General features: G+C 58.3%; 18 protein-coding genes. 9 read left to right on the top strand and 9 right to left on the bottom strand.

The features are described from left to right. Positions 1–31: 31 nt before the first annotated feature. From OYW20_RS03270 to OYW20_RS03260, 3 genes are read right to left on the bottom strand one after another with little or no spacing between them, the layout of a single operon-like run. Positions 32–1,456 carry an N-acetylmuramoyl-L-alanine amidase gene (locus tag OYW20_RS03270; RefSeq protein ID WP_328284805.1) on the bottom strand — a complete coding sequence of 475 codons (1,425 nt, stop codon included), beginning with the start codon at positions 1,454–1,456 and terminating at the stop codon, positions 32–34. Between the two features lie 14 nt (positions 1,457–1,470). Beyond that, positions 1,471–1,941: a tRNA (adenosine(37)-N6)-threonylcarbamoyltransferase complex ATPase subunit type 1 TsaE gene (gene tsaE, locus OYW20_RS03265; protein ID WP_268799308.1), complete on the bottom strand. Its 471-nt coding sequence runs from the start codon at positions 1,939–1,941 to the stop codon at positions 1,471–1,473. After that, positions 1,929–3,425: an NAD(P)H-hydrate dehydratase gene (locus OYW20_RS03260; protein ID WP_268799307.1), complete on the bottom strand. Its 1,497-nt coding sequence runs from the start codon at positions 3,423–3,425 to the stop codon at positions 1,929–1,931. The genes tsaE and OYW20_RS03260 overlap by 13 nt, the downstream gene beginning before the upstream one ends. Before the next feature lie 104 nt (positions 3,426–3,529). Between OYW20_RS03260 and queG the strand changes: the two genes are divergently transcribed. Beyond that, a complete protein-coding gene (gene queG / locus OYW20_RS03255; protein ID WP_268801028.1) occupies positions 3,530–4,600 on the top strand; it encodes a tRNA epoxyqueuosine(34) reductase QueG in 1,071 nt (356 codons plus the stop codon). An 82-nt stretch (positions 4,601–4,682) separates the two neighbouring features. Here queG and OYW20_RS03250 read toward each other — a convergent pair whose 3' ends face one another. Further along, positions 4,683–5,294 carry a trimeric intracellular cation channel family protein gene (locus tag OYW20_RS03250; protein WP_268799306.1) on the bottom strand — a complete coding sequence of 204 codons (612 nt, stop codon included), beginning with the start codon at positions 5,292–5,294 and terminating at the stop codon, positions 4,683–4,685. Between the two features lie 8 nt (positions 5,295–5,302). After that, entirely contained in the window at positions 5,303–5,839 is a 537-nt protein-coding gene (orn, locus tag OYW20_RS03245) for an oligoribonuclease (RefSeq protein WP_268799305.1), read from the bottom strand. Positions 5,840–5,953: 114 nt separating this feature from the next. Here orn and rsgA point away from each other — a divergent pair, with 114 nt between their 5' ends. The 3 genes from rsgA (at position 5,954) to OYW20_RS03230 (ending at position 9,593) form a co-directional block, all read left to right on the top strand. Then, on the top strand, positions 5,954–6,985 hold the full coding sequence (gene rsgA, locus OYW20_RS03240; protein WP_268799304.1) for a small ribosomal subunit biogenesis GTPase RsgA: 1,032 nt from the start codon (positions 5,954–5,956) through the stop codon (positions 6,983–6,985). 540 nt (positions 6,986–7,525) lie between these two features. After that, positions 7,526–9,346 (top strand): S-type pyocin domain-containing protein, encoded by a 1,821-nt coding sequence (locus OYW20_RS03235; RefSeq protein WP_268799303.1) that lies wholly within the window; start codon positions 7,526–7,528, stop codon positions 9,344–9,346. Then, positions 9,336–9,593, top strand: a complete 258-nt coding sequence (locus OYW20_RS03230) for a bacteriocin immunity protein (protein WP_268799302.1) — start codon at positions 9,336–9,338, stop codon at positions 9,591–9,593. The genes OYW20_RS03235 and OYW20_RS03230 overlap by 11 nt, the downstream gene beginning before the upstream one ends. 108 nt (positions 9,594–9,701) lie before the next feature. On the opposite strand, the gene motB is transcribed toward OYW20_RS03230, so the two are convergent. Genes motB through OYW20_RS03215 form a run of 3 tightly spaced genes read right to left on the bottom strand, consistent with a single transcriptional unit; the run spans position 9,702 to position 11,800 of the window. After that, positions 9,702–10,766, bottom strand: a complete 1,065-nt coding sequence (gene motB / locus OYW20_RS03225) for a flagellar motor protein MotB (protein ID WP_268799301.1) — start codon at positions 10,764–10,766, stop codon at positions 9,702–9,704. A gap of 3 nt (positions 10,767–10,769) precedes the next feature. After that, the gene (gene motA, locus OYW20_RS03220) at positions 10,770–11,621 is read right to left on the bottom strand and encodes a flagellar motor stator protein MotA (RefSeq protein WP_268799300.1); all 852 of its coding nucleotides are present in this window, start codon (positions 11,619–11,621) and stop codon (positions 10,770–10,772) included. 50 nt (positions 11,622–11,671) lie between these two features. Next, positions 11,672–11,800 carry a hypothetical protein gene (locus OYW20_RS03215; RefSeq protein WP_268799299.1) on the bottom strand — a complete coding sequence of 43 codons (129 nt, stop codon included), beginning with the start codon at positions 11,798–11,800 and terminating at the stop codon, positions 11,672–11,674. A 31-nt stretch (positions 11,801–11,831) separates the two neighbouring features. On the opposite strand from OYW20_RS03215, the gene OYW20_RS03210 reads away from it, so the two are divergent. The 4 genes from OYW20_RS03210 to OYW20_RS03195 all read left to right on the top strand — a co-directional run bounded on the left by OYW20_RS03210 (position 11,832) and on the right by OYW20_RS03195 (position 17,235). Beyond that, positions 11,832–13,367 carry an HDOD domain-containing protein gene (locus OYW20_RS03210; RefSeq protein ID WP_268799298.1) on the top strand — a complete coding sequence of 512 codons (1,536 nt, stop codon included), beginning with the start codon at positions 11,832–11,834 and terminating at the stop codon, positions 13,365–13,367. Positions 13,368–13,413: 46 nt separating this feature from the next. Further along, a complete protein-coding gene (rhdA, locus tag OYW20_RS03205) occupies positions 13,414–14,229 on the top strand; it encodes a thiosulfate sulfurtransferase (protein WP_268799297.1) in 816 nt (271 codons plus the stop codon). A gap of 75 nt (positions 14,230–14,304) precedes the next feature. Next, positions 14,305–15,168, top strand: a complete 864-nt coding sequence (gene asd, locus OYW20_RS03200; RefSeq protein WP_268799296.1) for an archaetidylserine decarboxylase — start codon at positions 14,305–14,307, stop codon at positions 15,166–15,168. Positions 15,169–15,447: 279 nt separating this feature from the next. Continuing rightward, positions 15,448–17,235, top strand: a complete 1,788-nt coding sequence (locus OYW20_RS03195; RefSeq protein ID WP_268799295.1) for a molecular chaperone — start codon at positions 15,448–15,450, stop codon at positions 17,233–17,235. Between the two features lie 98 nt (positions 17,236–17,333). On the opposite strand, the gene serB is transcribed toward OYW20_RS03195, so the two are convergent. After that, entirely contained in the window at positions 17,334–18,548 is a 1,215-nt protein-coding gene (gene serB, locus OYW20_RS03190) for a phosphoserine phosphatase SerB (protein WP_268799294.1), read from the bottom strand. Positions 18,549–18,678: 130 nt separating this feature from the next. Between serB and OYW20_RS03185 the strand changes: the two genes are divergently transcribed. Next, a complete protein-coding gene (locus OYW20_RS03185; protein ID WP_268799293.1) occupies positions 18,679–20,199 on the top strand; it encodes a histidine kinase in 1,521 nt (506 codons plus the stop codon). The last annotated feature ends 22 nt before the right edge of the window (positions 20,200–20,221 follow it).

Here is a 20,221-nt window from a genome sequence, read left to right as displayed (position 1 = left end):
TCGAACCCGGATTCATCCAGCAACAGGTCGGTCACGGCTCACCTGCCAGTTCCGTGCTCGGAATCCTGAGGTCCTGGCCGATTTTCAGGTCGTCAGACTTCAAGGAATTGGCGTTACGCAGCGCGCCAGTGGTGATTTCGTAACGTGCTGCGAGCATTGCCAGTGTTTCGCCTGGGCGCACCACGTGGTTACGAGGCCCCATGGCAAGTTTGCCAGTGTCACGCAACCAGGCAAGGTAAGTGCCCTGCGGCGGGTTTTGCTGGAAAAACTGCTTCACGCCAGCAGTAATCGAACGCGCCAGTGCCTGTTGGTGGCTGGAACCCTCGAGTTTGCTGGCCTCGGCTGCGTTGGAGATGAAGCCCGTTTCGACCAGAATCGACGGAATGTCAGGCGACTTGAGCACCATGAACCCGGCTTGTTCAACACGGGATTTGTGCAGGGAAGTGACACGGCCAATGTTGCTCAGGACCTTCTGGCCGACGTTCAGGCTTGAGGTCAGAGAGGCGGTCATTGACAGATCGAGCAGTACGCCTGCCAGCATGCGGTCTTTGTCGTCCAGACTCACCGCGCCTGCACCACCGATCAGATCGGAGCGGTTTTCACTGTCTGCCAGCCAACGAGCAGTCTCGGACGTTGCGCCGCGCTCGGACAAAGCAAATACAGATGCGCCAAATGCCGCAGAAGAGGGCGCGGCATCCGCATGAATGGAGACGAACAGATCAGCGCCCTTGGCCCGTGCGATTTCGGTGCGCTTGCGCAATGGGATGAAATAGTCACCCGTACGGGTTAGCTCAGCGCGATAGCCCTTCTCGGCATTGATCTGGCGCTGCAGCTCCTTGGCGATAGCCAGCACAACGTTTTTTTCTTTCTGACCGCGTCCGCCCGAGGCGCCGGGGTCTTCACCACCGTGGCCGGCATCGATCACCACCACAACGTCGCGCTTGCCGTTGGGCACCGGGGTCAGTTTGATTTCAGGCTTGGCAGGGCTGATCGGCACTGCCGGAGCAGTGTTGGCGGCAGTATCGGGTACGGTCGAAATTGGGGTTGGGTTGGCGTCAGCGGCGCTGTCGAACAGATCGACGACCAAGCGGTTGCCGTATTGCTGGTTCGGCGCCAGCGTAAAGCTTTTCGGGGTCACGGCCTTTTTCAGGTCGATGACCACCCGCAGGCTGTCCGGGGTGCGCTGGGCGGACCGCATGCTGGTGATGGGTGTATTAGCGGTGGGGACGTTAAGCGAGCCGCCCAAGGTAGCGCCGTTGATGTCGATTACCAGACGGTCGGGCGATTCAAGCGTGAAAACACTGGCCTGGACGGGTCCGGACAGATCGAACACCAGCCGCGTGTTATCCGGTGCACGCCATAAGCGGACACTTCGTACCTGTGAAGCAGCGAACGCATCGATGGCTAATGTCGTCAGTAAAAGCCCTATCACAGTAACCAGCGCGCGCATGCGCATACCTAACCCCATATCTATTTGAATTCCAAAGCCAAAGCGGCACACCAAGCCTCGCCACGTGAGCCTTCCGGGCTCAGAGTCAGCGCCCGACCTTCAGCGTGCGGCCCAATGGTAATGGTCAGGTCAGGCTTTGGCAAAAAGCCTGCACCAAGACGGGGCCACTCAATGAGGCAGAGTGCTTCTCCCTCGAAATAATCGCGGATGCCCAGGAATTCTAGCTCTTCTGGATCAACAAGTCGGTAGAGATCAAAGTGATACGCGCGATATCTCCCAATTTCATAAGGTTCGACAAGGGTAAAAGTCGGGCTTTTTACCGCACCGACATGGCCAAGGCCGCGGATGATCCCGCGCGACAACGTGGTCTTGCCGGCGCCAAGGTCGCCCTCCAGAAAAATAATCCCATTGGCCTCAGTCACTTGGGCTATTTTTTCGCCGAACGCCGTCATGGCGTCTTCACCGACCAGATGCAGGGTTAGCTCAGACACGGTTGTTGCTCCTCCAACAGCGCACGAATAACAGGAATCAGATCAGCGGCAACCAGTCCACGACCGAAACTGCCTAATTGCTCTCCAGCGGTCGCATGCAACCAGACGGCCAGACAGGCGGCATCGAATGCCGACATTTTTTGCGCCATCAATGCCCCAATGACGCCTGACAGCACATCACCGAGCCCACCGGTAGCCATTGCCGGATGACCGCGATCACACAAAGCCAGATCGCCATCAGGGTTAACGACCAGACTGCCCGTACCTTTAAGCACGCACACGGCGTTAAATTTACGCGCCAGCGCTCGGGCTGCGGACGGACGATCAGCCTGGATGTCCTTGGTGCTAATGCCCAACAAGCGGGCCGCCTCCCCCGGATGCGGCGTGATCACGCAGCCTTGTGGCAATTGGACAAATCCCTCAGCCAGCAGATTGAGGGCATCCGCATCCCAGACCTGCGCACGCTCGGCATTGGCCGCCGCCGATAGCAAACTGCGACCCCAGCTGTGCTGCCCCATGCCGGGACCTACCACCAGAACCGTCGCGGCCTCAATCAGTTTCATAAGCTGGTTGGCCGAACTGATGCCTGCACTCATGACCTCGGGGAATCGCGTCAATGCCGCCGAAACGTGTTCGGGACGCGTACCCAATGTGACCATGCCCGCGCCGCTGCGCAGTGTGCTCTCGGTCGCCAGCAACGCAGCGCCGCCGAAACCGTAATCACCGCCCATCACCAGCACGCGGCCAAACATGCCTTTGTGAGCGGTACGGGGACGTGGTGCCAGGGTTGGCAGATTGAAGGTGTCCAGCCGCTTAACGCTGACCGATACCTGCGTGACGATTGCCGGATCGGCCTGAAGATCATCGAACACAAGCTCCCCGATCAGGTCCGCCGCATCGCCTGTAAACAGCCCGACCTTGAGGCCAATGAACGTGATGGTCAGGTCCGCCCGCACCGCAACGCCCAACATGCTGCCGGTATCGGCGCTCAAGCCTGAAGGAATATCAATGGCCGCCACTGGCAGACTGCTGTCATTGATCGCCTTGATCGCGCCCGCATAGGGCTCACGGACATCACCTTTGAGGCCGGTGCCGAGCAATGCGTCCAGCACAATCCCTCCCAGCGCCTGATGCTGCCAAGTCTCAATTGTTACGCCAGCGGCGAGCGCTTCTTTATAAGCATACTGAGCATCACCCGTCAGGGCTGAAGCGTCGCCGACGGCCAGCACCCGAACCTGCCAACCCGCACGCTGAGCCAGTACGGCCACCAGATAGCCGTCACCTGCGTTGTTGCCGCGCCCCGCCAACACCGTCAATTGAGTTGCGTCAGGCCAGCGTCGGCGTACTGCTCGCCACGCCGCATGGGCCGCACGCTGCATTAATTCCAGGCCAGAGGTGCCGGCTGCAATCAGTCGCGAATCAAGTTCGCGGACCTGCTCGGCACTGTACAGCGCGTCGGGTAATTGGGGTTTGCTGTGCAACATACGTCTATGAGCTCCGATGTCTGGCAGAATTATACGCACCTGCGCCTTGGTGTCCTCTTCGCATGACCGCTATTACCGTTGATCCAACTGCCACCTCGTCGCCGATGACCGTCGCCGGGCTGGACGACCTTGTCCAATCGATCAAGGCATGGGGCCGTGAGCTGGGATTTCAGCAGGTGGGCATCTCAGGGCTGGACCTTGCGGAACATGAGCAACATCTGCAGCGCTGGCTCGAAGCCGGATATCACGGCGAGATGGACTATATGGCAGCCCATGGCAGCAAACGTTCGCATCCCGATCAGTTGGTGCCCGGCACGTTGCGTGTTGTCTCGCTGCGCATGGACTATTTGCCCGGCGATACTGAAATGGCGCATCGCCTGACAGAACCCGAGAAGGCATATGTCTCACGTTATGCGTTGGGCCGCGACTACCACAAGCTGATTCGCAAGCGCGTCCAGCAATTGGCCGAGCGCATTCAAAAGGCTATCGGACCATTTGGCTTCAGGGCGTTTGTGGACAGTGCGCCGGTGCTGGAAAAAGCGATTGCCGAACAAGCCGGGCTGGGCTGGATCGGCAAAAATACCCTGGTGCTCAATCGCAAGGCGGGCAGTTACTTCTTCCTCAGCGAGCTGTTCGTTGACTTGCCTTTGCCCGTGGATGACCCGCATGCGACCGAGCATTGCGGACGCTGCACGGCCTGTCTCGATATCTGCCCAACCAACGCCTTCGTCGGCCCTTACGTGCTGGATGCGCGGCGGTGCATTTCCTACCTGACCATTGAGCTGAAGACGTCGATCCCGGAAGAGCTGCGCTCGATGATCGGCAATCGGGTGTTCGGCTGTGACGACTGCCAAATCGTCTGCCCCTGGAACCGCTTTGCGCGCCCCACCGATCAGCAGGATTTCAAACCCCGGCACAATCTGGATAACGCCGGACTGGCCGAGCTCTTTATGTGGGATGAAGAGACCTTCCTCAGCAATACCGAGGGTTCGCCGTTAAGACGTGCGGGCTATGAGCGCTGGTTGAGGAATCTGGCGGTCGGACTGGGGAATGCACCCTCGACCATTCCAGTGCTGGAAGCCTTGGCATCGCGCCGGGAGCATTCGTCAGAAATGGTGCGTGAGCATGTGGAATGGGCGCTGGATCAACACGACAACCGCGCGGCAATTCTGTAGCCAACTTGTTGGCGATGCAAACGACACGGGCGTGCCAGATGCGCCGCTTCGCGAACAAGTTCGCTCCTACAGGGGTCGCCACTCAATGCCCATCCTTGTAAACAAATTTGGGCATTTCCCAGCGGTACTTGATTGCCAGCAGCCTGAGCAACAGACCGCTCGACAAGGTAATCAACGTGCTCTGCGCCACCGGCAAGCCAAGGTGCTGACACAGTAAAAAGCACCATGCCGCTGCGAACGACACGCTGGCGTACAGCTCGCGACGGAAGATCAGGGGGATGTCATTGCAGAAGATATCGCGCAGGATGCCGCCGAACACGCCGGTGATCACCCCGCTGACCGCGGCGACCAACATACCGTGGCCCATCTCCAGCGCCGTGGTGCAGCCAATCACCGTGAAAGCCACCAGCCCCAGCGCGTCCAGTACCAAAAACAGCGAGCGCAAGTGCCGCATCAGCGGCGCGATCAGGATGGTCATCAGCGCCGCTACACTGGTCAGGATCAAGTATTCGGGATGCTTGACCCACGTCAGCGGGTAATGCCCGAGCAATACATCGCGCATCGAGCCGCCGCCCAACGCCGTGACGCAGGCGATCAACATCACGCCGAACCAGTCCATGCCGCGACGACCGGCCGACAGCGCGCCAGTCATGGCCTCGGCAGTGATGGCGATCAAATAAAGCATCAACAACATAGTGACGATCAGACCTTGATGAAGTGCTCGCGATAGAACTGCAGTTCAGCAATGGATTCGCGGATGTCATCCAGTGCCAGGTGCGTACTGCCCTTCTTGAACTTCAGCTCGGGTGACCAGCGCGCCGCCAGCTCCTTGAGCGTCGAGACATCGAGGTTGCGGTAATGGAAATAGTTTTCCAGGGTGGGCATGCGCTTATAAAGGAAGCGACGATCCTGGCAGATGCTGTTGCCACAAATCGGCGAGCTGCGCTCCGGCACCCATTGCTTGATGAATGCCAGCGTCATGGCTTCGGCTTCGTCATTGGAGATCGTACTCTCGCGCACGCGCTGGGTCAGGCCTGAGCCGCCATGCTGACGGGTATTCCATTCATCCATGCCGGCCAGCAACTCGTCGCTCTGGTGCACGGCGATGACCGGGCCCTCAGCCAGGGTGTTCAGTTCACTGTCGGTGATGATGGTCGCCATCTCGATGATGACGTCGTTATCGGGGTCCAGACCGGTCATTTCCAGGTCGATCCAGATCAGGTTCTGCTTGCTCTGCATATGTTGGCTCCTCAACGTAGGCGCGCAGTTTAGCCTAGGCAGGCATGCTAGACTCCTTCGCGTTTCACTCTATCAGCTGCATTTCGCGACATAAAAACGGATCACTGAACACCCATGGCCAAACGCCAACTCAATCGTCGTCAAAACTGGCGCATCGAAAAGATTCAAGGCGAGCGTGCCGCCCGCGCCGCCAAACGTGAATCGCTGACAATCGAATCGCTGGAAGGCGGCGACCTTGGCCCCGAGCAAACGGGGCTGGTCATTGCGCACTTTGGTGTGCAAGTGGAAGTCGAGGCCCAGGAAGGCGATCTGAGCGGTCAGGTTTTCCGCTGCCATTTGCGCGCCAACCTGCCTGCGCTGGTCACCGGTGATCGTGTGGTCTGGCGAGCCGGCAACCAGGGCATTGGTGTGATCGTCGCGCAGTTGCCGCGCAACACCGAGCTGTGCCGGCCTGACAGCCGCGGTCAGCTCAAACCTGTCGCGTCCAACGTCGACCTGATCGTGATCGTATTCGCGCCAATGCCCGAGCCTCACGCCAACCTGATCGACCGCTATCTGGTCGCAGCCGAGCACGCAGGCATTCATCCGCTGCTGCTGCTGAACAAGTTCGACCTGATCGACGAACAAAACGCCCCCGCGCTGAATGCACTGCTCGCGGTTTATCGCACGCTGGGTTATCCGGTACTGGAAGTGTCGGCGCACCACGGCGACGGCATGCAACAACTGCAAGCGCAACTGGATGGGCACATCAGCGTGTTCGTTGGTCAATCGGGCGTGGGTAAATCGTCGCTGGTCAACAGCCTGTTGCCGGAAGTCGGCACACGCGTCGGGCCGTTGTCGGAGTTGTCCGGCCAAGGCACGCACACCACAACCACCGCTCGCCTGTTCCACTTCCCCAACGGCGGTGACTTGATCGACTCCCCCGGCATTCGTGAATTTGGCCTTGGCCATGTCAGTCGCGCCGACGTGGAAGCGGGTTTCATCGAGTTCAACGACCTGATCGGCACCTGCCGCTTCCGTGACTGCAAGCATGATCGCGAGCCAGGATGCGCATTGCTCAAGGCTCTGGACGACGGCCGCGTGCAGCAGCAGCGAATGAACAGCTATCGCTCGATCATCGCAAGTCTGCCGGAAAGCAGCTACTGACGGGCCTTTGTCTTCGTGAGCGAGCTGCCCCCTCGATGGACAAAGCGCGACAGCGCTTGAAAAGCTCAAACAAAAACGCCGCGATCATCGCGGCGTTTTTTATTGCTCTGTAAATAACCTTTAAACACCCGCCTCAGAGCGCCAGGCGACTAAGCTCGCACACCTATCTATTATCCCTTTATAAAAAATGCACTTGCCGAACACATTCAACCTATGCAACGTGGAGATGCACCACACATCAGTTTCGCGAACTACGCAATTAAGCCTTATCTTTCAACTGATGAATGGAAGACAAAAAAACAAGGAGCTTCACCATGCCCAATCAAATTGAATTACCACCACTCATCATCACGCCCTCTCCACCACCACCTCCGCCTCCAATTACATTACCAGGCCATATAGCCCAGCCACTGCCATGGAGTGAACGATTTTCCGGCTTATCCTCAATGGCAGAGCTCGGCAAGAAAATAAATATCCGACAACCTAATGCAAGCGTTGCAATCTATGTACTTACACGCACAACTGCAAATGCCATTGACAATGACTACTCTGCAGCAGCTCTTTGCAGCAACCGAAGACGAAATCAATTTAGTTGTAGGCAGCGCCGCACTTCCCGTGATCGAGAAGCTGACGCGAAAGAGAGCAGCAATTGACATGCTGATCAACTCGAAAAGTGACGAGCTTCACCGAAGCAATGAGATTGCCAACGTATTCTATGGAAGCAGTCCTCTAAATCGAAACCCTGTCGACTTCGTAAATGCATTTTTTCCACGCATACGCTCGAAAAGCCCTGATGAGGTATTTAAAGCTTGGATTGAATCTTACAGCGCTGCTCACGGAGTCACGCTTCTCACAGCGACGATCAGAATCCTCAATGAACAAGCTGCCTCTCTAGACGCCGAAATAGAGGTGGCCCGAGCGCAACAAGCTATAGCAGAAGCGGAGGCACGGAGGCATGCCGAAGAAAAAGCGCAGCTGGCTGCACAGGCTAAAGCGGAAGCACGGCGGCACGCCGAAGAGCAAGCGCACCTAGCCGCACAGGCAGAAGCACGGCGGCGCACCGAAGAACAAGCGCGGCTGGCTGCACAGGCTGAAGCGGAAGCACGACGGCACGCCGAAGAGCAAGCGCAGCTGGCTGCACAGGCTAAAGCGGAAGCACAGCGCCTAGCAGTTGAACAAGAGCGGGCCGCAAGCGAAGAGCAAAAACCATCTCATGAGAGCAATGGGCTGGAGGCTGACGCAAGTGCAGTGGCCAACATTTATCACATCAGAGGATCCATCGGCGTTACTCAGCCCTCGCTGGTAACAGCTTCGGGTGCTATCGCGCTCGTTGAAACCGCCGCCCTCACCTTGCAGGCAGCCATCCGGGCGGCGATAGCAACTCTGACCACAACAGTTTCAAGTGTGGCTGCCGGACTTTTTGTGGGTGTTTCGGCATTGATATACTCGCCCAGGCTCGCTGATGGTGAACTCCCGGAAGATTACTTTTTCAGCCTTCCCTTGTCAGAAATGGCTCCTGAGGAAAGGCAGGACCTACACACTGTTGCAGCCGACGGGGGCGCTGTTGAATTGCCATTTCGAATCAGCTCGAAACCCCACGAGGAAGGCAATTCAGAGCTCATTGTGATTCATGCGACCGCGTCAAGCTTGCCAACATTAGTGAAGGTCGTCGCAGCTACGTATCACCAAGAGACCAACACTTACAGCCTCACAACCGCAGATAGCCCGCCTAGGACTCTAATCTGGACGCCAGCCGAAACGCCCGAGAACAGTTCGACTACCCTTCCAACTGAGGAGCCAGCGCCATCGATAATCCTTGGCCCAAGCATAACCCCGGCTGAAGGGAGAATTGAGACATATCCCCAAGTGGCAGATACAACCTTCAACGACTTGATCATTGTCTTCCCCATAGATTCGGGACTCTCCCCGATCTATGTAATGTTTAAAGATCGGAGGGAGGAACCAGGGACCGTAACAGGTAACGGAGAGCAGGCTGGAGAGAGATGGTTGAGCGGAGCGTCGACTGGAGAGGGGGTTGCGATCCCCTCACATATAGCCGATCAATTGAGAGGACAAGAATTCAGAAACTTCAGACATTTTAGAGAAGCGCTTTGGAGGGCCGTGGGGAATGACCCCCAGATGGCGAAGCAATTTACAAAGCAGAATATGGGGCATCTGTTAAAAGGCAAAGCTCCTTATTCTCGAAGAGCAGATAGAGTGGGAGGTAGGGTCAAGCTCGAAATCCATCACCGCATACATTTAGCCGCTGGCGGCCAGCTATATGATATCGGCAATCTTCGAATCGTAACCTCGAAGCTTCATATCAGTATCCACAAACAAGGTAAAGATTATGACCAGTAAACTAATCTCCGAATATACCGAGAAAGAATTCCTTGAGCTTGTTAGCGCAATCTGTGACGGCGGAGGGGCTTCAGAGGAAGAAGACGTCCGGAATGTCTTGGAGTTTGAGAGACTGACTGAACACCCAGAGGGTTCTGATCTCATTTTCTACCCTAGAGATGACCGTGAAGACAGCCCGCAGGGAATAGTGCGAGAAGTGAAAGAATGGCGAACCGCCAACGGCAAGCCTGGGTTTAAACCAGAATAAAGTCACCCGCAGAGGTAGTGGCTTTCGCTGGATATCGCCTCAGACGCGACCATCTAATCAAAAAAACGCCGCGATCATCGCGGCGTTTTTGTGTATGCAACCCAAGTATCAGTTATTGGTTTCGTCGATCTTCAACTGGCCCTGATCGAAGATGTTCAGCTTCTGCCGAATCTCGTGGGGTTGGGCGTAAGCCTGTGGATCAACTGCAGGTGTGGAAATCGACGCCCCCGGCTGATTGGCCGGCGCTGTAGCGCCAGGTACAGGCGATGGCGCAGGGGCTCCAGGCGCATCCGGCGTTTGCGGCGCCTCGCCAACGTTCTGCGAGCCTTCGATTTTCTGCTGGGCCTTTTTGGTCATGACCACAATGTCGATACGTCGATTGATAGGGCTCTCGGGGTGTTCCTTGTCATACAACGCTGACGAGGCGTAACCGACCACACGCGCCACCTGCGACTCCGGATAACTGCCGGCCACCAGCGCGCGGCGCGCGGCATTGGCACGGCCAGCCGACAACTCCCAGTTACCAATTCCATTGTTGCCCACGAACGGCGTTGCATCGGTATGACCGCTGACGCTGATTTTGTTGGGCACCGCCTTGATGGTGTCAGCCATGGCTAGCAGAATGTCCTCGAAATACGGCTTGAGGCGCGCGCTGCCAATGTCGAACATCGGCCGGTTATCGGCGTCCATGATCTGAATCCGCAGGCCGTCCTGCGTGATTTCGAACAGGATCTGGTCCTTGAACTTCTGCAACTGAGGGTTCTCGTTGACCTTGTTCTGCAACTCTTGCAGCAACAATTCCAGACGTTCCTGCTCAACCTGTTCAGCTTGCTCGGACGCTGCGTTTTGCTTATCGGAATCAATAGGCACGCGATCAGGCGCAGGCACCGATTGCACTTCGGGGTTAAGGGTCTGGTCCGGGGACATCTCGGGCGATCCGCCCAGGTCGATCACGTAGGGCGACCCGCTGTCGGAAAAACCAACCGGGTCTTTGAAGTAACCGGCGATTGCGATCAATTGCTCAGGGGTAGCGGACGACATCAGCCACAGCACCAGGAAGAACGCCATCATCGCCGTCGCAAAGTCAGCGAAAGCGATTTTCCAGGCGCCGCCGTGGTGCCCGCCGCCGTAGCGCTTGACGCGCTTGATTATGATCGGCTGATTATTTTCCATGGATCAACGACCGCGGACAGCTTGTTCCAGCTCACTGAAGCTGGGGCGGTGTGCGGGGTACAGCACTTTGCGGCCAAACTCGACAGCCAGTGACGGCGGCACGCCGGACGCCGACGCAACCAACGACGCCTTGATGGCCTCGAACACGTTCATCTCCTCTTTGGCGTCATGGGCCAGAGAAGTCGCCAATGGGCCAAAGAAGCCGTAGGCCGCGAGAATACCGAAGAAGGTCCCCACCAGCGCCGCGCCAACGTGCATGCCAATGGCTGCCTTGTCGCCAGAACCCAGCGAAGCCATGGTCACCACGATACCGAGTACCGCAGCCACGATGCCGAAGCCGGGCATGGCGTCAGCAACGCCGGTTACAGCGTGCGAAGGATGTTCGAGTTCTTCCTTCATGCTAAGCAGTTCCATGTCGAACAAGCCTTCGAGCTCGTGCGGCGCCATGTTGCCGGAGGACATGATGCGCAGGTAGTCGCAGACGAACGCGATCATGCGGGTGTCTTTCAGGATGCCGGGATATTTCGTAAAAATCGGGCTGTTCTCGGGCTCTTCTATGTCGCCCTCGATTGCCATCATGCCTTCGCGGCGGCTCTTGTTGAGGATCTCGTAGATGAGGCCAAGCACTTCCAGATAGAACGCATGAGTAAAGCGAGTACCGAACATCTTCAGCGACTTTTTGATGACCAGCATGGTCATGTAGCCAGGGTTGGCCTGCAAAAATGCGCCCAGTGCGGCGCCGCCGATGATCAACACCTCATAGGGCTGAATCAACGCGGCAATCTGGCCGTGGGACAGGACGTATCCGCCGAGTACACTCGCGAAAACGACGATGATGCCGATAATTTTTGCCATAGGTAATGAATTCTTGCTGAGTCGGGTTCAAGGTCATGTGCGCAAGAGCATCAAAACTCTTGTTCTACATATCGGCACAACTGCGCCAGACTGTAGGCATTCAGGACGAAAAAACGGCGTGGCAGACCTAGCGCGGGCCTCACCGAAAGGGCCAGCATGATGCCAGCATTCAATTTCATTCAAAACCACCCAGCCGTACGGGATACGTGAATGCAACCAGAAACCTCGCCACAGCTTCATGTCCCCAAAACACTCGACGGATGGATCAAGCAGCTGGACAGCCTCGTGCTTCCCGTCCCGGCTGCGGCGCACGCCAAAGTGCGCGCCGCGCTCAATGACAGCCGCCGCTCGATGCGTGACATCGCTGATTTGATGCATGAAAGCCCTGCACTGGTCCTGAGCGTTCTGCGTGAAGCCAACCTGCACAACGGCGGGATTACGGAGCCCGCCGAGAGCCTCGAAGTCGCGCTCAATCGCCTTGGGCTGGCGCGCACCGAAACCCTCCTCGCCCGCTTGCCGGCCAAAGAGCCACAAGATATCCCGCTGGCGCTCCGGCAATTGCAGATGATCAGTCAGCACGCAACGCAGCAAGCCACCGGGCTTTTCGCCAATCAGTTGGCCCGACTGTGGCAAGACATTCATCTGGGCAGTCTGCTGTTTCTGTCGCCCCTGTGGCCCATGGCCCTGGCGCATCCCACGCTTCTGGAAGACTGGGAATTGCGGGTCATTCACAAGGGTGAGTGCGCCAAAAAAACTGAAAAAGCGCTGTTTGGCGTCCGCCTTGTTCACCTGTGTAAAGCCATAGCCGAGCACTGGCATTTGCCGATCTGGGTGACCCGGGGTTACCGGTTGATGATCAGCGAGCAGCGCAATCTGGCGAAGGTGCTGCACATCGCCCACGAGAACGATGATCCGCTCAAACAACAGCAACAACTGGATGCCGATCTGCCGCTGCAACGCTGGCTGAATCAGCCCGCCAACACCATCCTGCTAGCCACCGGCCTTTCACTGGCGGCGCAACATGCCTGGGACAGCCCGCATAACCTGCGCTGGCAATTGCTTACCAGCCTGTATTTGCAGCAGCCACTGGCGGCCGTTCAGCAGCAAGTCCATCAAAACGCCGCCAGCAGTGCCCGCCTGCACGCACGGCCGGATATCTGGCACCCCGCACAGGCATTGTTGTGGCCGTGGGGCACACGGCGCACGCACAAAAGCCTGCTGGCAGCGCCACCTCCGTCCACGGAGGCGCTGCAGGACTGGCGCAAGCAGTGCGCGCAACTGCTGCAAGAACCGACTCCGTTCAGCAACGCGGTGCACTTGACCTCATTTGCCCGTGACGCCCTGCTGGCCTGCGGTCTCAAGCGGGTCATGCTGCTGATGATCGACCGCAAGACAGAGGTCCTGCGCGTTCATCAAATGGCGGGGCTGGACAAAGCCGTCTCCGGGCTGGTCGTGCCAATAAAGGACAGCGCCGTGCTCCAGCGCTTGCTGGCACAGCCCACTCAACTGCGCCTTACCCCGACCAACAACGCACAGTTCTCTGCCTTGCTGCCTGCCAGCCTGCGCAGCCCTTTCAGCGGCGATAACCTGTTGATTCGCTCCATTGGCAACAGTGGCCGAGTGTTGATGCTGTTGATGGCCGATCAGGGCGGCGGACCTCTCTCGGAAATCACGGTGCAGGCCTTTGGCAAAACCGCTCAATGCATCGAAAAGGCGCTCACGACGTTTAGCCATCGCAACGAGTGAAGCGTGAGCTACAATTCGCCTCTTTTTGACGATCTGGAGACCTTGCATGTCTGCCTTTTCAAGCCTGCCACTGGTGATTGAGCCTGCCGAACTCCAGGCTCGCCTCGACGCTCCAGAGCTGATTCTCGTTGACCTGACCAGCAGCGCTCGTTACAGCGCCGGCCACATCCCGGGCGCACGCTTTGTCGACCCCAAGTTCACGCAACTGGGCCAGCCGCCCGCCCCAGGCCTGCTGCCGTCACTGTCACAACTGCAAGCGCTTTTCGGCGAACTGGGCCATAACCCGAACGCGGCGTACGTGGTCTACGACGACGAAGGCGGTGGCTGGGCGGGACGCTTCATCTGGTTGCTGGATGTCATCGGGCATCACCAGTACCACTATCTCGACGGCGGATTGATTGCCTGGGAAGCCGAGAACCTGGCGCTCTCCACCGAGGTGCCGGATGCTGTCGGCGGACCGGTCCAGCTCACGCTGCACGACGAACCCACAGCAACACGTGAATACCTGCAAAGTCGCCTTGGCGCTGACGATCTGGCTATCTGGGACGCGCGAGCGCCCACCGAGTACTCCGGGGAGAAAGTGGTCGCAGCCAAAGGCGGGCACATCCCCGGCGCCGTCAACTTCGAATGGACAGCTGGCATGGACACGGCGCGCAGCCTGCGCATCCGCAAGGACATGCCGCAAATCCTCGAGCGCCTGGGCATCACGCCCGACAAAGAAATCATCACCCATTGCCAGACGCATCACCGCTCCGGCTTTACCTACCTGGTGGCCAAAGCACTGGGTTACCCGCGCGTGAAAGGCTATGCGGGATCGTGGGGCGAATGGGGCAATCACCCGGACACACCGGTCGAACGCTGAACGTCAGCCAGAATACCGCCGCGATTCACTAACCGGATCACGGCCACCTCTCAAGAACATGCTTTAGGAACCCTGATGAAACAGCGTCTGTTTATCTTTTTTCAATACGTGCTCCCTCATCACCTGCTGTCTCGCCTCGCTGGCTGCGTCGCCGAATGCCGGGTGCGGTGGTTCAAAAACGCTTTTACCCAATGGTTCGCTCGCCGCTATCAAGTCGATATTTCTCAAGCGCTGGTGGAAGACGTCACGGCTTACGAGCACTTCAATGCGTTTTTCACCCGGGCACTGAAACCGGGCGCACGTCCACTGGACGAAACGCCTGGTGCCATTCTTTGCCCTGCTGACGGAGCCGTCAGCCAACTGGGCGCCATTGAGCACGGCAGAATCTTCCAGGCCAAAGGCCACAGCTTCAGCGCTCTGGAACTGCTGGGCGGCGACGCGCGTTTGTCGGCCCCTTTCATGGGCGGTGAGTTCGCCACTATTTACCTGTCACCGAAGGACTACCACCGCGTGCACATGCCGCTGGCCGGTACGCTGCGCGAAATGGTCTACGTGCCGGGGCGCATTTTCTCGGTCAACCAGACCACTGCCGAAAACGTACCTGAGTTGTTCGCCCGCAACGAACGTGTCGTGTGCCTGTTCGATACTGAACGCGGTCCAATGGCCGTGGTGCTCGTCGGCGCAATGATCGTGGCGTCCATCGAAACGGTCTGGGCCGGACTGGTGACGCCGCCCAAGCGCGAGCTGAAAACTACCCGTTATGACGAGGCCGCTCGGGCGCCGATTCATCTGGAAAAAGGTGCAGAACTGGGCCGTTTCAAGCTCGGCTCCACCGCCATCGTGCTGTTCGGGCCAGGTCAGGTGAAGTGGGCAGAGCAACTCGCAGCCGGCTCACCGACGCAAATGGGTCAAACGTTGGCGTTGCCTGTTCAGGCCTGATTCTTGCCTCCGCTCGTACAGAAGCATTTTGTTGACGGTCGCCGCCCGACACGGCGCCCGGCAACGGTGTCAAAGGGATGAAGTGTCGTCCTGAATGAAATAGCACTTTGATATGGGGCTGCTACTGCCAACCGATGCTGCTAAAGTCGTGAATCGGCGCTGTAGGAAACTTCGCTTTCGATTGTCGTAGACTGGGTCGTTTGATGTAGCCAGCTGCTATTTCCACAATCGGTTTCAAACAGTCGTTCGGGTCAGTAGTTGTTGGAGTCAGCCTGTCACATGAGCAATCTAAGTCTCCCTCTGTTGTTGCGTGCCCCAGTGCCCACTCAGTCGAGCCTGTCATTCTGTGACGCGACCCCAAAAGACCTGAAACGCTGGATCTCGAGCCTGCCCAAAGCCAACCTCGGCGAAATGGCACGTCAGCTCTATCAAGGGTTAGGCGAGCTGAATCAACTCCTCACTCCAAGCGAAAACCGCCTGCAACTGCTGGAGCTGCTGCGCCCCGAAGTGTATTTCGTGTGCAAGCACCTTGAACGGCACTTTCTCAACCAGTCGGTGGTGCTCGAAGAGCGTCCGCGCAAAGTCGCCAATCTCTGTCAGGCGCTGCAAAACCACCTAGCGATCGGCTACAAGCAAATCATTGCGCGTGTGGCCCCCAAGCTCACCAAAGACCGCACCACCTTGCTGACCACCGCCTTGCAGCGGGCATTGCATTGCCTGAACGGGCCGCTGATACGCGCCAACCAGCTTTACTGCCCGGTTCAGGAGGGGTTGTGGCTTGAGCTTCACCAGATCTACCAGATTGCCCGGCAAAACAATCTGCAAAGCGTCGCTGTAAACGACAGCCTGGCCATCCAAACCCGTACGTTGTCGGTGGAGCAGACCTACGTCATCGCATTGCTGATGGGCAGCTCACGCTGCAACCAGATGCGTCAGCACAATATCGGTCGCCTGGCCGAGGTGCTCGACGCCTGGAGTTCGCTGGTCAAGCTGCAATCGCCTGCCGAAGATTCCAGCCTTTTTGCGCTGGCGCCGACGGTGGACGCCCCCCCCCGCTATAAATCCCTGTTCACACCGGAGCAGCTACCCAACCTGCTGGGGATCAATCCAATGGCCCTGTCAGCGGCCATTCAGCGCTACCTCGACACCCCTGCGGATCAACGTTCGCAGTCTTATCTGGCGGTGCCGGCAGGCTTTTCGCTGGACCTGCTGCACCATCTGGCGGCGGCGTGGGGCGACGTTTCCGAGCGCGCTTTTCAGCGCACGCCGGGGCAAGGCACGCTGACGTTGTGCGTTGGTATGAGCGCGCTGCACTACTTCATCAGCGGTCAGAAAAGCTTCAACGATGTGCTGCAACTGCCAATCGTCAGCAAGCCGGCCAATTTCTCGCTGCAACCACTGAGCGCCGATAAATCCAACGTTTGGGGACAGACGAGGGATGTTGACCGCAGTGGTACAGCCAACACGATGTTGCCGTTTGAGGAAATCCAGTATCAGCAACCGGACGACGGCAATAGCTCAGCTTTTGATAATCAGCAGAGCTTTCCGACTTACAGCCTTAACATCGTGAATCACAGCCCGGGCGGTTATTGCCTGGCATGGCCAAAGGAAGTCCCGGACCAACTGCAGGCGGGCGAGATGGTCGGCATTCACGATCATGGTCAAGGCTGGAGCATCGCCGCCGTGCGCTGGGTGCGTCAGGTACGCGGTGGCGGAACCCAGATGGGGATTGAGCTGATCGCTCCTTTCGCGCAGGCCTGCGGAATGCAGTTATTGCGCGCCGAGCAAAACAGCCAGTATCTGCGGGCACTGTTGCTGCCGGAGGTTCGCGCCATCGACGTACCTCCGACCGTCATGGCGCCGCGCCTGCCTTTTGAAGAAGGCAGCAAGGTGATGATCAATACCAGTGGCCAGGAACGTCGTGCCGGGCTGAGCAATCGTCGCTCTACAACGGGCAGCTACAACCAGTTCGAATACCAGATTCAGGAAGGTCCGAAAAAAGTCGACACCCCGGGCAACGGTCCAGAACCGGAACAGGAATTTGATTCGTTGTGGGGTGTGCTGTAGCGCTTAGGATCGAGCGCCTCAGTAGCCTGTGCCGGCAAGACCTTCAGGGCCGCCGAACCGCCGTCTCACCAACACGACCAACTCTGAAACGTATCGAATCAACCGCGCCCATCGCGATCGCGGAAGCCGAGCAGGTACAAAATACCGTCCAGGCCCAAGGTTGAAATCGCCTGCCTGGCGGACTGCTTCACCAAAGGTTTGGCTCGGAATGCGACACCCAAACCCGCAATCGCCAGCATCGGCAGGTCGTTCGCGCCATCGCCGACGGCAATTGTCTGCTCAAGGCTCAAACCCTCTTTGAGCGCCAGCTCACGCAACAGGTCTGCCTTGCGCTGCGCATCGACAATCGGCTCGATTGCGTTACCGGTGCACTTGCCGTCGACGACTTCCAGTTCATTGGCGAACACGTAGTCGATGCCCAGCTTCGCCTGAAGCTGCCTGGCGAAGTAGGTGAAACCACCCGACAGAATTGCCGTCTTGTAACCAAGGCGTTTGAGCTCGGCAAACAGCGTTTCTGCGCCTTCGGTCAGTCGCAGCGAAGCACCGATTTCATCCAGCACGCTCACGTCCAGCCCTTTGAGCAACGCCATGCGCTCCTTGAAGCTGGCTTTGAAGTCCAGCTCGCCACGCATTGCGCACTCGGTGATCTCAGAGACCTGCTCGCCTACGCCGTGGGCCTTGGCCAGTTCGTCGATCACTTCGGCCTCGATCAGCGTCGAGTCCATATCGAATACCGCCAGACGACGGTTGCGTCGGAACAGCGAGTCCTGCTGGAACGCGATGTCGACGTTCAGCTCCTGAGCCACACGTAAAAACTCGGCTTGCATCGCTTTAGGATCAGCGGGCTCGCCGCGCACCGAAAACTCGACACAGCCCTTGCCCTTGTCAGCGGGTGTGTCCAGCGGCATACGTCCGGACAGGCGGTCGATATGATCGATATTGAGGCCGTATTTAGCGGTGATGGCGCTGACGCGCTGGAGTTGTTCGGCAGTGACTTTGCGTGTGAGCAGCGTGACGATGTGACGAGACTTGCCCTGGCCGTCTACCCAGTGCTGATAGTCCTCTTCGGAGACCGCCGTGAAGCGCACTTGCTGGTCGAGCTTGTAGGCCGTGAACAGAATGTCTTTGAGTACCGAGGAGCCTTGTTCGGTGCCCGGAATTTCAACCAGGATGCCGAACGACAAGGTGTCGTGGATCACCGCCTGACCAACGTCCAGAATGTTCACGCCACCCTGGGCGAGGACACCGGTAATGGCCGCAGTAAGACCCGGACGGTCAAGACCTGTGATGTTAATCAGGACGATTTCGCGCAAGGCGCACCCCCACGGTGGGAAAAAACCGCATTCTACTCACTTTCAGTGACCACCGGGCACAGCGAGCGCTTTGCCGCACCTGGGTCGCTCGCTATACTGCGCGGCAACTTCTCCAAGAGAGCCGTGCTCTGTGAACCGGCCCACGCCCGTTAAAACCGATAACTTCTTCCTGCTAATCTTCCGGGCATTGCGGCATCGTCGCGTACCGATAGCTTTGCGTATCGCCAGCCACAACGTGATCCTCGTCGCGCTGGCGCTGGTGATCTACGCCTGCGTCATGGGCTTGCAGTTCAAGCAGGCCATGCACGAACAGGCTGACGCACTGGGGCAGGCCCTGACCACTCAGACCGCGACCTCGGCAACCGAGCTGCTGGTGTCCAATGACATCCTCAGCCTCAACGTACTGCTGGGCAATCTGGTAAAAAACCCGTTGGTGGCCCACGCGGCCATCTACAGCGTCGACAACCGAATTCTCGCAGAAGCGGGCCAGCGGCCTAAAAACGGACTGCTGGGGGAAGCGCAAGGTCTCTACGAGATCAAGATCACCTTTCAGGATGTGGTCGCCGGGCATTTGCGCATCAGCCTGGACATGACTCAATTCCAGCAGCCGATGACCATCAGCCTGCAGAGCATGGCCATTCTCAGCGGTATCCTGCTGGCGCTTGCTCTGGCACTCAGCCTGAGGCTGGGGCGCCAAATCTCTACGCCGCTGTTGCAATTGCGGATGTGGCTGCGCTACATCGACCCCTACACGCCGGCCACTGATCGTCAGGATGAGATCGGCGATCTGGCGCGCCAGCTCAAGACTTCGTACGCGCCGCCTGCACCTGAGCCTGTGCCCGAACCTGAGCCGGAATACGCCGACGATGCCGACGACGCGCAAACCTCGTTTGATGACAGCGATCTGCGCGACCCGGATTTCGACGATGCGCCCAAACCAAAACAACGCGTGATTGCCTCGCCTCGGCAAGTGGTAGCGGACGAGGATGAGGAAGACGATCCGTTTTCCGATCTGCATGACGACTCGCTGCCCAAGCCGATTGCCCGCCCGACATTGCCGGTCGCGCCGTCAGAGCCCCAGTACAGTGCAGTGCTGGCGGTGCAGTTGGGCTCTCAAGAGCAATTGAGACGTTTGCCGCGTGCTCGCCTGACAGAGTTGCTGGAGCGTTACCGCGACTGCATCGATCAGGCTTCCGCGCTCTACGACAGCGAGCTGCACACCCTGAACGACGGCAGTTCGCTGATGTTGTTCAGCACTCAGGACAGCGGCGATGACTACCTGACAAACGCCATTTGCTGTGGCGAGCTGTTGCGGGCATTGAGCCACGCTCTGCAAATTGAAGTGGCGGACAGCGGCATCACCTTGCAACTGCAGCTGGGCCTGACCCTCGGCGAAGGCCTGCACGGCATGACGCAGATTGATCTGTTGCTGACCGAAACGGCTCAGGACGCACTGGCGCTGTCACAACACAGCCGGAATCTGCTGCTGGTCGAACGTAAAATCAGCGAAGACCCGACTATCCGCCAGCGCGCACGAATTCGCCCGATCGCCAGCCCGGAAGGCGCAAGTTGTGTGGAGCGCTTGCTGGAGCCCTACCCTTCCATGCTGGAGCGTCAACTGGCGCGCATGCACGAGGCGCGGAAGGTCTAGTAAAGAAGTGACCCACAAAAAA

The organism is Pseudomonas sp. BSw22131, assembly GCF_026810445.1.
Taxonomy (GTDB): Bacteria; Pseudomonadota; Gammaproteobacteria; order Pseudomonadales; family Pseudomonadaceae; genus Aquipseudomonas; species Aquipseudomonas huanghezhanensis.
This window is presented reverse-complemented; position numbering and strand designations above follow the sequence as displayed.

What these genes read in the sequence shown, in the direction of transcription:
- rsgA (WP_268799304.1), top strand. Translation starts at nt 5,954, where the DNA reads ATGGCCAAACGCCAACTCAATCGTCGTCAAAACTGGCGCATCGAAAAG.
- motB (WP_268799301.1), bottom strand. Translation starts at nt 10,766, where the DNA reads ATGGAAAATAATCAGCCGATCATAATCAAGCGCGTCAAGCGCTACGGC.
- orn (WP_268799305.1), bottom strand. Translation starts at nt 5,839, where the DNA reads ATGCAGAGCAAGCAGAACCTGATCTGGATCGACCTGGAAATGACCGGT.
- OYW20_RS03210 (WP_268799298.1), top strand. Translation starts at nt 11,832, where the DNA reads ATGCAACCAGAAACCTCGCCACAGCTTCATGTCCCCAAAACACTCGAC.
- OYW20_RS03230 (WP_268799302.1), top strand. Translation starts at nt 9,336, where the DNA reads ATGACCAGTAAACTAATCTCCGAATATACCGAGAAAGAATTCCTTGAG.
- rhdA (WP_268799297.1), top strand. Translation starts at nt 13,414, where the DNA reads ATGTCTGCCTTTTCAAGCCTGCCACTGGTGATTGAGCCTGCCGAACTC.
- asd (WP_268799296.1), top strand. Translation starts at nt 14,305, where the DNA reads ATGAAACAGCGTCTGTTTATCTTTTTTCAATACGTGCTCCCTCATCAC.
- OYW20_RS03195 (WP_268799295.1), top strand. Translation starts at nt 15,448, where the DNA reads ATGAGCAATCTAAGTCTCCCTCTGTTGTTGCGTGCCCCAGTGCCCACT.
- motA (WP_268799300.1), bottom strand. Translation starts at nt 11,621, where the DNA reads ATGGCAAAAATTATCGGCATCATCGTCGTTTTCGCGAGTGTACTCGGC.
- OYW20_RS03270 (WP_328284805.1), bottom strand. Translation starts at nt 1,456, where the DNA reads ATGCGCATGCGCGCGCTGGTTACTGTGATAGGGCTTTTACTGACGACA.
- OYW20_RS03215 (WP_268799299.1), bottom strand. Translation starts at nt 11,800, where the DNA reads ATGAAATTGAATGCTGGCATCATGCTGGCCCTTTCGGTGAGGCCCGCG.
- queG (WP_268801028.1), top strand. Translation starts at nt 3,530, where the DNA reads ATGACCGTCGCCGGGCTGGACGACCTTGTCCAATCGATCAAGGCATGG.
- OYW20_RS03250 (WP_268799306.1), bottom strand. Translation starts at nt 5,294, where the DNA reads ATGTTGTTGATGCTTTATTTGATCGCCATCACTGCCGAGGCCATGACT.
- OYW20_RS03235 (WP_268799303.1), top strand. Translation starts at nt 7,526, where the DNA reads ATGACTACTCTGCAGCAGCTCTTTGCAGCAACCGAAGACGAAATCAAT.
- OYW20_RS03260 (WP_268799307.1), bottom strand. Translation starts at nt 3,425, where the DNA reads ATGTTGCACAGCAAACCCCAATTACCCGACGCGCTGTACAGTGCCGAG.